Below are 14,261 nucleotides of genomic sequence, written 5' to 3'. Positions count from 1 at the left end.
TTTCTTAAATCTTGTAACATTACAATATTGAATTAGGGTGAATTTCTCTTCTTGAATACAACATTAGTGTGGTTTTTCCACTTCAAGTCCGTTTTTTCAGAAAAGTTGCAAGCCTTAAAGATACGGTTATTTTAGTGAATTTCGTATTAATTAATTGAGTATTTATTTTCAACATTAGTTATCAGTTCAATTGAATTATCTCTGTGTACTCTTATATTCGACCACTTTAAATAACTAAATTCAAAATCAATGTTGGTTTCAATTCTCTGGTTAACTCTTGGTCTGATTCTTCTTATTAAAGGAGCCGATTGGCTTGTAAACGGCGCCTCCGTAATGGCAAAAAAATATAATGTTTCCGACTTAGCGATCGGACTCACCATTGTGGCTTTTGGAACTTCCGCTCCGGAACTTGTAGTGAACGTCATGGCTAGCGTTGATGGATATCATGAGATCGTATTCGGGAACATCATTGGCAGTAATAATTTCAATCTGTTTGTGATACTAGGAATCTCGGGATTGATCGCCCCCTTAGCCGTTCAATCCAGTACGGTGTGGAAGGAGATACCTCTCTCACTATTTGCAGCCGTACTGCTCTTCATTTTAGCCAATGATTTTTTTACATCATCTTCTCCTCTTATCTCAAGAGTTGATGGGTTTATTTTCCTTACCCTCTTTGGGCTTTTCCTTTTCTACGTGTACAAACAATTGAAATCAGATCCTTCAGTTCAAAACGAAGATGCTTCGGAAAGTGATCTGTCTCAATTAAAGATATGGGGATTAATAGTTGGCGGACTGGCCGGTTTGATATTGGGTGGAAGATTCGTTGTAAATAATGCCATTGAAATTGCCACCGTTTTAGGAGTGAGTGAAAAGATCATTGGCCTTACCATTATTGCGGCAGGAACTTCTTTGCCGGAACTGGCCACTTCTGTAGTAGCGGCCATGCGTAAAAATGTGGATATCGCTGTAGGTAATATCATTGGTTCCAACATCTTCAACATATTTTTGATCCTGGCTGTCAGTGCTTTTGTAAAACCTGTCAATTTCAATCCCTCTTTTAATTCCGAGTTATATCTTTTGGGCGGTGGTACTTTAATATTATTTGCAGCGATGTTTACCGCCGGAAAGAAGAAATTAGATCGCTGGGAAGCCGCCTTATTATTGGTCATATTTATAGTTTACACGGGCTATTTGGTAATGCAGGAAATGTAAGCCAAAACACTCTTTTTTTCTGATCACTCTGATCTGTACTTTACAAGTCCATTCTAAAAAATCATAGAACATCATGGATCTTAAGATAACAGATCAACGGTTTGTAGTATGCGGAGCCTCCAGCGGTTTTGGGGAAGCCATTTCCCGGCAACTTTTGCAGGAAGGCGCGAGGGTCTTATTGGTAGCCCGCCGGGGAGATATGCTGCGCGATAAATTCAGTCACTTCAAAGAGCAGACTGAGATCATCGAGGGGAGTCTCATTTACAGTGAAACACTGGATAAGATCGAAAAATCAGTTAATGCCGAGGAAACTCATGGTATCGTGCTCAATGCAGGAGGCCCGCCCACGGGAACACCTCTCGAAACCAATATGGATGATTGGGATTCTGCCTGGCAACTGGTGATGAGATGGAAGATCGATCTTGCATTAAGACTTGCTCCTTATTTTAAACAACAAGAATATGGCCGGATGGTTTTTATTGAAAGTCAGTCGGTGAAGCAGCCGTTGCCTTCGCTCACATTGAGCAACAGTTTCCGCGCCGGTGTGGTTGGATTTGTGAAAACGCTGGCGCTGGAAGTGGCAAAGTTTGGAGTAACCGCTAATGTGCTTGCTCCCGGTTCACATGAAACTCCGGCCATCGAGCGAGTGATACAAAAGAATAAAGCTTCACTGAACATTAGTTTTGAGGAAGCTAAAAAGAAGATGGAAGAAGACATTCCTGTAGGAAGAATGGGAAAATCGGAGGAGTTTGCATCGCTGGCAACATGGTTACTTTCGCCTCATGCTGGGTATGTGACGGGACAAACCATCAGCCATGACGGTGGAAGTATTCAAGGATTATTTGGCTGATATCCAGCTGTTAATCCAGCACTGTAAAATAAGCTACCGCTTTGGGCTGAAAACTACGAAGGCGCAGTTCAAACTGATCTGCAGTAAGTTCAATATCGGGAGTAACGAAACCGGTAGAATCTTCCAGGATCTCAGAATAAAGCACAAATGCCTCATAAGGTTTCTCATCTTCAACATCGGCATACTGATCGATGGGCACATCAAACTTTATCGTAATGAAAGAGGGATTGTAGTTTACATTCTGTCCGCGAGGCAACCCTCTTGTTTCAATGTAAACGGTTGTCTCTCCCTCGGTAAATTCTGAAACATCAGCTGAAAAATTTACTTCATTCTCAGACAATTCAATCACCCCGTCTGCATTGCTTAACGGAAGCGTTCTTGAAATATCATCCCTTACATCATTTAAACGAAGTGTATCCTGAACTTCCCATTCATTTATCTCAGCAATTTTTGACTGTGCTCCGGTTACCGTAATACTGTCAGGGCTGTAAACCGGCTGACCAATCATGCCATACCGGTTCTGAAAACTAAGTTGTGTATTAATTTTTACCGGTACTTTTTTGGATACTTTTGGCTCCATATCTACCAGAAGCAATAATGGTTGTACCTTGGTAATATCTACACCTTGTAAGTAATTAAGGCGTTGGCGAACCTGATCAAATAAATTGATCTCTCTTCCTTCTATATTTATCACTACCGTAGGTGGGTCATTATATAAACTCAGTAATTGCCAGCCATCACCAGAAACCCCAACCTGCACATGCTCAGGTAACTCTTCTGTCAACGCCATATCGTCCGGTACATTACCCGGCTCAACAGGAATTTCAATGTCTATGCTGAAACTGCCACTCAAGTTTACAATAAACCACAGAGCAATAGCTGTAATATAAGCTCCAATAAAAACAATGAGCTTTTCCCGCCCAATCAAGCTTATTTCTTCTTCTGCGCCGGGTTTAGTTCCCGGCTTAAAAAGATTTTTTAGACGATCAATAAATTTATTTTCAGAAATATCTGCCATAACCGAAATTGGATACAAAATTAAGGTTAATTAATTAACCGCGAACAATGATATCTGAAATGATATCACCTTTTACTTTCAAATTTAATTTTTTAGCAATACTAAATCTATTTGTATGAATTTCATGTCTCCAGGAAGGATGCCTGACTGTCATTGCCAGCTTGTTGCCTTCAAAATGTAAGTCTTCTACTTCTGATGCCATTCGTTCTCCCACAACATCTTCAAAAGCCGATAAAATCATGCCCTGCTTTAATTTTCTTTTTTGAGGAAATTTTTCGAGAAAATCTTCCAATACCGAACTCAGGGATTTTGGCGTATCAAACCTCATTTTTTTACCTCACTCACTTTTCCATCTTCTACTTCATAAAAACGATTATTTGTTCCATCAAAGGTAACATAATCTTCGAAAGGAACCGGGTTTGCTGAAGTTATAAATATTTGACCTTTATGTTGCTGAAGAGCATCCAGTAAGATCTCCGTTTTTTTAAGATCAAGATCCCCAAAAACATCATCCAGCATCAAAATAGGAAGATCATCCAACTCATCTGAATAATAATGAAGTTGTGCCAGCTTCAAAGAAAGTGCAAAAAGCCGGTGCTGTCCCTGAGAACCGAACCGTCGCAGTTCAAAATCATCCAGGTAAAAAATGATCTCATCCCGATGAGGACCGATCGTTGTAACTTCCCGCTCTATTTCTTTGGGCTGAACTTTCTCAAGCTGCTCGTAATACTTTTTTGCAATGGTTTCCACATCCGTGCTTGGCTCACAAAAAGTTTGGTATTCCAGATTTGTGGTCAGGTCCATTCCTGAAATCATCGCGTAATCTTTTTCGAGATAGGATTTTAAATTTTCCAGTACCTCATGCCGTTTAGCTATGATCCGCGAGCCGGCCTCCACTAATTGTACGTTCCAGGGTTCCAGATAATTTTCCAATACTGAGAGCGGACCCCGGTAATCCTGTAGTAATGAATTTCGCTGCTTTCTGACTCTTCGGTACTCGATGAGGTCCCGCAAATACGCCGGGGAGATCTGGCTGATAAATGAATCTATAAAGCTTCGTCTTTCAGTCGGCCCTTCCAGCGTTAGTTTCTTGTCATCAGGAGTAAGGGTAACTACCGGCACCATTCCTATCAGGTCTGACAAGCGTTCGAGCGGGGAGTCATTAACAAAGATCTTTTTTCCATCTCCCCGTGAATAGGAACAAGACACGTCAAATTCAGATCGGATCTGCCCTTCAAAATGTCCTTTAATCATGAAGTAGCTTTCATCCTGATTCACAACATACATATCGGTACCAGATACAAAACTCCTCGACATACACAGGTAATGAATTGCATCAATAAGGCTGGTTTTACCGGAACCATTTGGACCGGTTATCACATTGAGATGAGGAGCCCAGTCAATTTTAGTATCCAGGTGATTCCTGAAATTGAGAAGTTCTGTGTGAGTGTTTTGCATGCCCTATATGGTACGCAAAATGATGGTTTTTAGCAGATGGTTTTGAAATAAAAAAGAGCCACCCTCAATAGTGAAAGGCGACTCTGGATAAAGCTACTATGTATTAGTAAGAGCGATCTCAAACCAATTCCTTACAAATTATTTTTTATAAAGAATTGAAGTGCCCATTTATTACAGCCCAAATGCGTCATGACCTAAAAATAGTGCGTTTTCACCAAGCTGTTCTTCAATACGTATCAGCTGATTATATTTGGCAATTCGGTCAGTTCGGCTCATCGATCCGGTTTTGATCTGACCTGCATTTGTTGCTACTGCAAGGTCAGCAATGGTCACATCTTCCGTCTCTCCTGAACGGTGAGAAATAACCGCAGTGTATCCGTTTTTATGCGCCATTTCGATAGCATCCAGTGTTTCGGTTATAGTTCCGATCTGGTTTACTTTGATCAAAATAGAGTTGGCAATACCTCTTTCAATTCCCGTGGCAAGACGTTCGGTATTGGTTACAAAAAGATCATCTCCAACCAGCTGCACTTTATCGCCAACGGCTTCGGTCAGTTTTTTCCAGGCATCCCAATCGTTCTCAGCCAAACCATCTTCAATAGATATGATCGGGTATTTGTCAACCCAGCTGTTCCAATACTCAACCATATCATCGGTATCTTTCTTGGAACCGTCACTCCACTTAAATTCATATAATCCCGATTCTGCATTGTAAAATTCTGAAGCGGCAGGATCCAATGCAATAAGCACATCCTCTTCAGGAGTATATCCAGCTTTTTCGATGGCCTTCAGGATCACTTCAACTGCCTCTTCATTAGATTTAAGGTCAGGAGCAAAGCCACCTTCATCCCCTACAGCAGTACTGTATCCTTTCTCAGATAAAACTTTTTTAAGATTATGAAATACTTCTGCTCCAATTTGCAATGCATGGCTAAATGAATTTGCCCCGGCAGGCATGATCATAAATTCCTGCATATCCACGCTATTGTCTGCATGAGAACCACCATTTATGATATTCATCATAGGAAGTGGCATCACCTTGGCATTAACTCCGCCAATATATCTCCATAAAGGCATCCCAATCTCTCCGGCAGCTGCTTTAGCTACCGCCATAGATACTCCTAAAATAGCATTCGCACCTAATTTGGCTTTATTTGGAGTTCCATCCAGTTCCAGTAAAAGGTCATCCAGGTCAATCTGATCAAAAACAGGTAATCCTAAAAACTCTTCAGCTATTATAGTGTTAACATTTTCAACGGCCTTCAATACACTTTTACCCATGTAATAATCCTTGTCCCCATCACGAAGTTCAACTGCTTCGTGTTCACCTGTTGAAGCCCCGGATGGCACTGATGCCCGGCCTACAGTTCCGCTTTCTAAAGTCACATCTACCTCAACAGTTGGATTTCCCCGAGAGTCAATCACTTGTCTTGCATGAACGTCTTCAATAAAACTCATTATAATTTCTCCGATTAGTTTGTGAGATTAATTGCTCAAAGGTACCACGTTTTAGGATGTTCTTAAAGCCATTTCATGTGAAGTTTCGTAACTTGAATGACGATTATATAAACATTTTAAATAAATCTATTTTGTCTAAAGTACATCCCTGGGTAATACTTTTCGATATCGATGGAACCATGCTGACTGTTAACCGGAATTTTAACCGAAGATTACTTCGTGAGCTTTTAGATGAGCATCAGATAAATTACCCGGATATGGAGAAAGATTCTTTTTCGGGGCGTACCGATCATGATATATTTACTTCCTTTCTGGTGAACCATGATTATGACCATGAACTTTATCAGAACTTTAAGTCAGCTTATTTGCAACGGCTGAATGAGCAATTGAATGAAGACCTAGTTGAGCGTCATGGCTTTGTGGATGAGGCGATCCATTATTTTTCACAAAAGGGATTTATAAAAGGTTTGCTTACCGGAAACTATCCCATTGCTGCCACTTATAAATTAAGGGCTGCACAAATAGAATACGATTTTTCGTTCGGTGCGTTCGGTGAGTTTGACCGGGACAGAAATCGGCTTCCACATCTTGCCATAGAAGAAGTAAAAAAACTACTGGGTCTTGATCCTGATCCTGCTCGTTTTGTGATCATCGGAGATACCCCGCGCGATATCATTTGTGCAAAGGAGGCGGGAATGAAATGTGTTGCCATAACTACCGGAAAATTTGATAAGAAGGCACTATCGGAATACCAACCGGACCTCATCATCGATAGCCTGGCTAAACCGGAAGAGTGGTTCAAAAAGATATCAAAAACTTAATTTTGCTACCACATCCACCCGAATACAAAACTGATCTGAGCTGAACCAAAATATTTTCGGGGATCATTTGCTTTCTCGAATGGGGCCTGATCATTATTCGGACCTACAGAAATAGTTTGAATTCCTGAACCGCATGGGTTGATAGGTGCTTGATTGATCCGGGACAGGTCCGGCTGACAAGCTTCCAAAACCTGAATGCCATTAGAAAAATAATTCATGGTATATCCGAATTGAACACTTGAGAGATTTGAAAAATTTTCTCCAAAATCTACCCCTATCACAAATTCGCCTCCCAAGCCCCAGTGTGTTTCTGAGTTATTCCAACCCGAGAAAATATCATTTACAGGCTCAGTAATAAGGAATAGACGGGGATCAGCTTCCCTATAGCCATTTCCATTATAGTCTTTGAAATAACTGTATGAAAATGCAAACGCCGGACCTGCACTTAATGAACTGAACACTCTGAAATTATCCGATATATCTTCAGCAAAAAATCTTTTTTTCAATCCAACATATAAAGGAACCGAGAGAACCCGCTGATATTTTCCCGGGATAGTTTGGTACCCAAAATAATTAGTAAACGTTTGTTCAGTAGGATCTTTCAAAGCTGAAACTCTCAACGTTATTATTCCTTCCGTATAGCGGCTCAGCCCAAGTCTAAATTGTCCACCTGCTCCAATACCAAAATCACTTAACATAAAGTTAAAGCCAAAACCCGCCCTATACCCTTCATCAAATAGATTGCGTGGAGTCTCTTTCTCTTGAACTTCAGGCTCACCAAACTGAGCATAAGCAGAATTTGTTAGCGTAAGTATGAAAACAAGCAGGGTAAAGGAAATCAATTTTTTCATTAAAAGTGGATTTTTAAACGTTTTAAGCCCATAATTGAAGATACAACGAAATTTTATTCATTTTCTTATTGTCTTAAAGCAATATCATGTTATTTTCAGCACAAATTTTTTATACATAACACACCTTTAAAATAATTAATTCAAGCTAGAAAGCATGAATTCACACACAACTTATTTTGTATTTGGGCCAACTGCAACGCTTCGCAGAATGTCATCCAAAATGTTCAAAGAACAACCTCCTAAATTTTTGTATGAATATTCTCCGGAAGGTTCGTCTGAGACGATCTACGTAGCCGTTTATGAAGAATATGAAAAACAAATAAATTCCAGTGTAACTTTAACATGCATACTGGAAAGTAAGGGAAAGCATAATAAAATTGTTCTTAAAAAAACCGGAGGGCGAATGGGATTTCGCGGAAGTTCTCTTTCAGAAGATCAAACTGTTGAGTCTAACGTTATTGATTTCATTCTTGATTTTTCTAAGCGTCACGGTCTTACTCTTCAGGAAGAACAACCCCCGGCTGAAGCTGAGGAAGAATAATCCATGTCTAAAGTACCATCCGTTTGGACGGTTCTTAGCATGCTGGAGTGGGCAACCGATTTTTTTGAAGAGAAAAATGTAAAATCACCTCGATTTAGCATCGAGTGGCTTTTATCACATGTGCTTTCCATAAAGCGGTTAGACTTATACCTAAAATACGACCGCCCGTTATCGTCGGAAGAACTCGACCAACTCCGGTCTATGGTTAAGCGCCGGGCAAATCATGAGCCTCTTCAGTACATAACCGGGGAGACAGATTTTCATCACGTTAAGATCAAGGTTCAACCCGGAGTTCTTATTCCAAGGCAAGAAACCGAACAACTTTTAGATTGGATCCTTGAACTTTATGATGAAACTAACGAATTAAAAATTCTGGACGTCGGGACCGGGTCAGGATGTATTCCAATAGCTTTAAAAAATGCTCGTCCCAACTGGAGTATATCTGCGACCGATATTTCTGATGAAGCATTATCTGTAGCAAGAGAAAATGCACAATACAATAATGTAGCGGTTGAGTTTGAAAAAGATGACTTATTCAGCCCCACTGCTTTTTCAAATAATACATTCGATATCATTATTTCTAACCCGCCTTATATTCTTGAAGAAGAAAAGGAAAATCTGGATGCTGAGGTCAAAAATTACGAACCTGAACTCGCATTATTCTGTAAGTCAACGAAAGAAATTTATGGCGCTCTTGAAAATCTCTGCCAGAAATATTTATCAAAAAAGGGTGTTGCTTTTTTAGAGCTTCACGAGAACCATGCTGAAGAGGCTTTTCAAATATTTCAAAAGAGTAATTGGGATGCCTTTATAAAAAAAGACTATAGCGACAAACCTCGTTTTTTAAAAGCAGAAAGGGTTGATTAATTGATAAAATTTTCATTGAGATCCTGAGTTTAAGATTACTTTTTCATAATGTGGATAACTTGTGGAAAAAAAATAAAAATAAATTGACGCCCCCTGTCATTAAGGTTAATTCAGTGTTACGGCATTGTTACGCAGTGTCAAGTGCATTTTGAGAATAATTTATAGAAATAGCTATGATTATGCGCACCAATGACTTATGATGTATATTATAATGTGGATAACTTTTGAAAATTACCTCATCTTGCGTTTGACAAGTGCTTAATAAATTGCCATTTTCAAAACCGCACGAAGTCAGAATAATAAAATTACTTGTGGATAACTGACTTTGGTTTGATCTTTCACTTTTAAGCTAGTTCCGTAGGGGGATTTGAAAAATTGCACGATTTATCGGTTGAAACGGCATGGGAAGACTGCCTGGATATTATTAAGGACAACATCAGTTACCAAAAGTATAAATCTTGGTTTGAACCAATCAAACCGGTTTCTTTAAAAGACAGTACTTTGACGGTACAAGTACCCAGTCAGTTTTGGTACGAATGGCTTGAAGAGCATTACTATAATATGCTTCGATCCACACTCGCTAAAGTACTTGGGCCTGAGGGTAAACTTGAGTATTCCATTGTGATGGAAAAGTCCGATCAGTTTGAAAACAACCGATCTGTCAGAATGCCTCAAAGACCAATGGGACCGGTTCAGCAGCAAGAGTCAAATGGATATCCCGAGTATCAGCCTGATAGAATAGAAAATCCTTTTGTGATTCCCGGAATCAGAAAGACAAAAATTGATTCCAATCTCAATAACAATTACGTATTTGAACGTTTTATTGAAGGTGATTGTAATCGACTGGCCCGATCTGCAGCAATGGCTATTGCCGATAACCCCGGAAGCAACTCTTTCAATCCATTTTTTGTGTACGGACCAACCGGACTTGGAAAAACTCACCTTGTTCAAAGTATTGGCAACAAGATCAAAGAGAAGTTCGGTGATGAAAAGTCTGTTCTTTATATCTCCTCCGAAGCTTTCACCAACGAATTTGTTCACGCCATCCGAAATAATCGGGCCAGTGAATTCTCGATGTTTTACCGAAATATTGATGTTTTAATGGTAGATGACATTCAGTTCTTTAGCGGTAAGGAGAAAACACAGGAAGAATTCTTTCACATTTTCAATGCTCTTCATCAGGATGGAAAGCAGATCATTCTCAGCAGTGACAGAGCTCCTAAAGATGTCCCGGATATCGAAGAGCGATTGATCTCCCGATTTGGATGGGGATTAAGCGCCGATCTTAAAATGCCTGAATACGAAACACGGTATGCCATCCTTGAGCGTAAAGCTAACGACAATGGTATTGAAATTGATCCACAGATCATTGAATTCGTAGCTCACAACTTTAAATCTAATGTACGTGATCTGGAAGGTGCGATCATCAAGTTACTTGCCCACGCTTCTCTTCAGAATATTGATGATATAGACTTAGCGATGGCCAAACGTGTTTTAAAAGACATGGTAAAGGATTCCAACACACAGATCTCCATCGAGCAGATCCAGAATTACGTGTGTGATTATTTCGGCATTGATACTAACAAGGTTCGTGAGAAAACCCGGAAGCAGGAAATTGTAGAAGCACGGCAGATAGCGATGTATCTCTCCAAGAAATTCACCAAATCCAGCTTAAAAACCATTGGGCTACATTTTGGGGGGCGTGATCATTCTACCGTTATTCACGCTATTTCTACCGTAGAAGAACGAATCTCTACCAGTGCAAAGCACAAGCGCATGGTTGAGGAATTACATCAGCGTATTGAAGTAGCCAGCCTTTAACTCATGGATATCCTCACTGTAAGTGGAATGAAATTTTTTGGATATCATGGGGTCCAGAAATTTGAGAAAGAAGAGGGTAATAACTTTATAGTAGATGTAGAATTTCAAGCAGACCTTACTGAAGTTGGAACTTCAGACGATCTCAAAAAGGCCATCAATTATACCGAAGTCCAGCAAATTACAGCCGGGGTTATGAAGGGTGAATCTGTTGATCTTATTGAAACCCTTTGCTTTAAGATCGGTGAAGCAATGTTTGAAAACTTCTCCCATTGTAAAAAGATCGGTGTCTGTGTTAAGAAACTGAATCCACCAATAGATGCCCCCATCGATCATACGGAAGTGAGGATGTCGTGGCCCAGGTCATAATCGCATTGGGTTCTAACCTGAATGACCCTCATCAACAGCTGAAAACAGCATCAGATTTTTTAGCTGATCTTAGCACTTCGAAATTAAAAAAATCATCGATCTATCGTTCTGAACCTGTAGGTCCTTCAAAGAAGGATTTTTTAAATGCAGTGGCAGTCATTGAAACTGAACTTGAACCTTTTGAGCTTTTCGAAAAGCTCAAAGAACAGGAAAAAAAACAAGGTCGCCCCTCCCGCTATCCCAAATGGACCGCCCGCACATTAGATCTGGATATAATTGCCTGGGATCACTTGGTCATTGAAACAGATACCCTTATCATTCCCCATCAGGAATACACCCGGCGTTTATTTGTTCTGTTACCTTTAAAAGAGGTTTTACCCGATTGGAAAGATCCCATTTCCGCTCAGCATGTGGATGAACTCATTGAACAAGCGCCGAGTCTCGAAATTGATAAAACAAAATTGAACTGGTAGCTGATGCCCAACCCATATGATTTTATTGCGATTGAAGGTGTAATTGGTGCGGGTAAAACTTCACTTGCTTCATTATTGGCTGAGCGTAAAAATGCACGTTTGGTTTTGGAAGAATTTGAGGACAACCCCTTTCTTCCAAAATTTTATGAAGATCGTGAGCGTTACGCTTTTCAAACACAGCTGGCTTTTTTAGCAAGCCGTTTTAAGCAACAGCAGAATATGATGAGCCAGGATCTTTTCCATCAGTTCACTATCTCAGATTATATTTTTGAAAAGGACCGGATTTTTGCCCGTCTCAATCTCGATCAGGATGAAATGGCATTATACGATAACATCTTCAATATCATGACAGGTATTGCAGCGCAACCGGATCTGATCATTTATATTCAGTCTTCTGTAGATCGCCTTATGGAAAACATTGAAGAGCGAGGCAGAGATTATGAGAGAAATATAACTCCGGAATATCTTAAGGAGCTCAACGATGCCTATAATCACTTTTTCCACCATTATAACCGGGCTCCTTTAATTGTATTGAATGCTTCTGAAATAGATTTTGTCAATAATGAAGAGCACCTGGAGTATATTGAAGAGCAGATTTTTGAAAAACCGATTCTTACTAATACCCATATTCATATTGCACCCTAAGAACTATGCTTAAATTTCTTTTTTTTAGCATCGCATTTTTCTTTTTGATAAGATATATCAACCGATTGTTTTTACCTTCCAACAACCGTCAAAATAACTTTAATCCTTTTAGAGGAGGATCAAGAAGAGGGAAAAACAACTTTGATGAGATTGAAGAAGCGGAATACGAAGAACTTTCTAATAAAGATAAATAACCAAACTCCATGAATTTCGAAGAGAAACTTAATAAAGGATTTGAATTACTAAGAGAAAAAGATATTGATTACGCTTTAGATGTAGCGCGTGAACTTCAAAAAGAGCAGCCTGATTCTCATGAAGCATTTTACCTGGAAGCTTTGGTGATGCAGCAACTGAACCAATATGACAAAAGCATCGATGCCATTGAAAAAGCGTTAGAACTTGATGATGATAATGCTGCTTATTTCAACCTTCGCGGAAATGTGCGAATGCAGTTAGAAAAACTGGAAGGAGCCGAAGAGGATTTTGACAAAGCCATAGAATTAAATGACACCTCTGCTGCACATCGTAATAAGGTGATGCTTATGTTGATGACTAATCGCGGACAGGAAGCCATTCCCTATTTGATCGAACGCATCAAGAAAGATCCTCAGGATGCTGAAAACTGGATCCTCATGGGCGACATGATCAAAAAAGGTGGACAGACAGACAAGGCCCGCACTTATTATGAGCAAGCTCTTAAAATCGACCCTGAGAATGATTACGCCAAACGGCAGCTCGAAGAAGAAGAGTAGAATATCGAACATTCAACATCCAATATTAAATGTTGAAATTTTTTGGGATACTACCCCTCCCAACAGACTAATCAGAGACTATCGCAAGCGTCTCGCTTGTGATTTTTACATTACCTGACAATCTACTCATTCCTGACGCTCTGCGTTGGAGCGGACATAGAGTAATAGAACTTTAGGCCTGGGCAGCTCGTCTAAATCTTGAAAAAGAGCAATTCGCCTAAGCCTGATGTGTAACTCTGAATGGATATACACTCAGCAAAACCCATTCAAACTTTGGATGGGTTTTTTTATGCAACCCATTGAATTTTGAAGCTTAAAAACACTATCTTTGTCGCCCTTCTAACTAACAATGCTCACGTGGCGGAATTGGTAGACGCGTGCGCTTGAGGGGCGTATGGCCTAACGGCCGTGGAGGTTCGATTCCTCTCGTGAGCACATCAAAATTAAGCTCGTTTCTTATTTAAGAGACGGGCTTTTTTTGTTTGGCTATTCGCTCCTTTTCATTCATCAATTTCCCGTGCCCCGTAGAGACACGATGCATCGTGTCTCTACGGGGCACGGGATACGAAATCTCTCCTTCTTGACATTATCAATCAAAACGAGTAAATACTAAAGCATTAGTAATTAATATAACTCATTGATTATGCTTCCCAAATTTATGCTTCCACTTTTGGCTTTACTGATTATTTCCTTCGGGTGCACAGAAAAAGAAACGATCAAACAAACTGCACCGGAACTGGTCAAAATTGATACCTTAACCCAATTTATTGACTTTGACAGCCACGGTATCTCCCGGCCGACGGCCCTTTCCCTCATGGATAATGGAAATCTCTTGGTAGCCGATGGGCAGATCAAAAAGATCACAATCGTTACACCTGAGGGTGACTCAATTGCACAGTTTGGAAAAGAAGGAAGGGGTCCGGCAGAATTCTTAAATCCGGGACAAATAAAAGTAACTTCAGATCTCATCCATGTAGTGGATAACAGCCAGTATAAAGTGCTGGAATTTGATCTAATGGGAAATTATAAAGAAAGTTTTGCGTACGAAACCAAAGCATTTGACCGCAATATCGCCTTAGCCGAAGATCGAACCTTTTATTCCGGAGCAGCAGGAGAAGATAATAAGCT

17 protein-coding genes and 1 tRNA gene are annotated in these 14,261 nt (G+C 40.0%); 13 read left to right on the top strand and 5 right to left on the bottom strand.

The features are described from left to right. The first annotated feature begins 249 nt into the window (after positions 1–249). Together VFM80_RS01065 and VFM80_RS01060 are read left to right on the top strand one after the other, a co-directional pair. Positions 250–1,212, top strand: a complete 963-nt coding sequence (locus VFM80_RS01065) for a calcium/sodium antiporter (protein WP_395068683.1) — start codon at positions 250–252, stop codon at positions 1,210–1,212. A 73-nt stretch (positions 1,213–1,285) separates the two neighbouring features. Further along, on the top strand, positions 1,286–2,062 hold the full coding sequence (locus VFM80_RS01060) for an SDR family oxidoreductase (protein ID WP_395068681.1): 777 nt from the start codon (positions 1,286–1,288) through the stop codon (positions 2,060–2,062). A gap of 10 nt (positions 2,063–2,072) precedes the next feature. On the opposite strand, the gene VFM80_RS01055 is transcribed toward VFM80_RS01060, so the two are convergent. From VFM80_RS01055 to eno, 4 genes are all read right to left on the bottom strand, one after another. Beyond that, positions 2,073–3,080, bottom strand: coding sequence for a CdaR family protein (locus tag VFM80_RS01055; protein ID WP_395068679.1), 1,008 nt, complete (start codon positions 3,078–3,080; stop codon positions 2,073–2,075). A 34-nt stretch (positions 3,081–3,114) separates the two neighbouring features. Further along, on the bottom strand, positions 3,115–3,408 hold the full coding sequence (locus tag VFM80_RS01050) for a DciA family protein (RefSeq protein WP_395068677.1): 294 nt from the start codon (positions 3,406–3,408) through the stop codon (positions 3,115–3,117). Then, a complete protein-coding gene (gene recF / locus VFM80_RS01045) occupies positions 3,405–4,538 on the bottom strand; it encodes a DNA replication/repair protein RecF (protein ID WP_395068675.1) in 1,134 nt (377 codons plus the stop codon). Before recF ends, VFM80_RS01050 begins: the two co-directional genes overlap by 4 nt. Positions 4,539–4,709: 171 nt before the next feature. Next, a complete protein-coding gene (gene eno / locus VFM80_RS01040) occupies positions 4,710–5,996 on the bottom strand; it encodes a phosphopyruvate hydratase (protein ID WP_395068673.1) in 1,287 nt (428 codons plus the stop codon). Between the two features lie 131 nt (positions 5,997–6,127). Between eno and VFM80_RS01035 the strand changes: the two genes are divergently transcribed. Continuing rightward, positions 6,128–6,817 (top strand): HAD family hydrolase, encoded by a 690-nt coding sequence (locus tag VFM80_RS01035; RefSeq protein WP_395068671.1) that lies wholly within the window; start codon positions 6,128–6,130, stop codon positions 6,815–6,817. A gap of 5 nt (positions 6,818–6,822) precedes the next feature. Here VFM80_RS01035 and VFM80_RS01030 read toward each other — a convergent pair whose 3' ends face one another. Further along, a complete protein-coding gene (locus VFM80_RS01030; RefSeq protein ID WP_395068669.1) occupies positions 6,823–7,668 on the bottom strand; it encodes a hypothetical protein in 846 nt (281 codons plus the stop codon). A 154-nt stretch (positions 7,669–7,822) separates the two neighbouring features. Between VFM80_RS01030 and VFM80_RS01025 the strand changes: the two genes are divergently transcribed. From VFM80_RS01025 to VFM80_RS00980, 10 genes are all read left to right on the top strand, one after another. Then, positions 7,823–8,209 (top strand): hypothetical protein, encoded by a 387-nt coding sequence (locus VFM80_RS01025; protein ID WP_395068667.1) that lies wholly within the window; start codon positions 7,823–7,825, stop codon positions 8,207–8,209. A gap of 3 nt (positions 8,210–8,212) precedes the next feature. Further along, complete coding sequence (prmC, locus tag VFM80_RS01020) at positions 8,213–9,076, top strand: peptide chain release factor N(5)-glutamine methyltransferase (RefSeq protein WP_395068665.1); 864 nt, start codon at positions 8,213–8,215, stop codon at positions 9,074–9,076. A 375-nt stretch (positions 9,077–9,451) separates the two neighbouring features. Continuing rightward, positions 9,452–10,897, top strand: a complete 1,446-nt coding sequence (dnaA, locus tag VFM80_RS01015; RefSeq protein WP_395068663.1) for a chromosomal replication initiator protein DnaA — start codon at positions 9,452–9,454, stop codon at positions 10,895–10,897. A gap of 3 nt (positions 10,898–10,900) precedes the next feature. Further along, positions 10,901–11,263, top strand: coding sequence for a dihydroneopterin aldolase (gene folB / locus VFM80_RS01010; protein ID WP_395068661.1), 363 nt, complete (start codon positions 10,901–10,903; stop codon positions 11,261–11,263). Then, on the top strand, positions 11,248–11,736 hold the full coding sequence (folK, locus tag VFM80_RS01005; protein ID WP_395068659.1) for a 2-amino-4-hydroxy-6-hydroxymethyldihydropteridine diphosphokinase: 489 nt from the start codon (positions 11,248–11,250) through the stop codon (positions 11,734–11,736). Before folB ends, folK begins: the two co-directional genes overlap by 16 nt. A 3-nt stretch (positions 11,737–11,739) precedes the next feature. Then, positions 11,740–12,381, top strand: coding sequence for a deoxynucleoside kinase (locus VFM80_RS01000; RefSeq protein ID WP_395068657.1), 642 nt, complete (start codon positions 11,740–11,742; stop codon positions 12,379–12,381). Between the two features lie 5 nt (positions 12,382–12,386). Further along, entirely contained in the window at positions 12,387–12,575 is a 189-nt protein-coding gene (locus tag VFM80_RS00995; RefSeq protein WP_395068655.1) for a hypothetical protein, read from the top strand. 9 nt (positions 12,576–12,584) lie between these two features. Then, positions 12,585–13,133: a tetratricopeptide repeat protein gene (locus VFM80_RS00990; RefSeq protein WP_395068653.1), complete on the top strand. Its 549-nt coding sequence runs from the start codon at positions 12,585–12,587 to the stop codon at positions 13,131–13,133. Positions 13,134–13,484: 351 nt separating this feature from the next. After that, positions 13,485–13,568: transfer RNA gene (locus VFM80_RS00985), tRNA-Leu, on the top strand. A 208-nt stretch (positions 13,569–13,776) separates the two neighbouring features. Next, a partial coding sequence (locus tag VFM80_RS00980) for a 6-bladed beta-propeller (RefSeq protein ID WP_395068651.1) occupies positions 13,777–14,261 on the top strand: 485 nt, incomplete at its 3' end.

Source organism: Gracilimonas sp. (genome assembly GCF_035704785.1).
GTDB lineage: Bacteria > Bacteroidota > Rhodothermia > Balneolales > Balneolaceae > Gracilimonas.
Note: the sequence above shows the minus strand (reverse complement) of the source record. Positions and strands in the feature narration are given on the sequence as shown.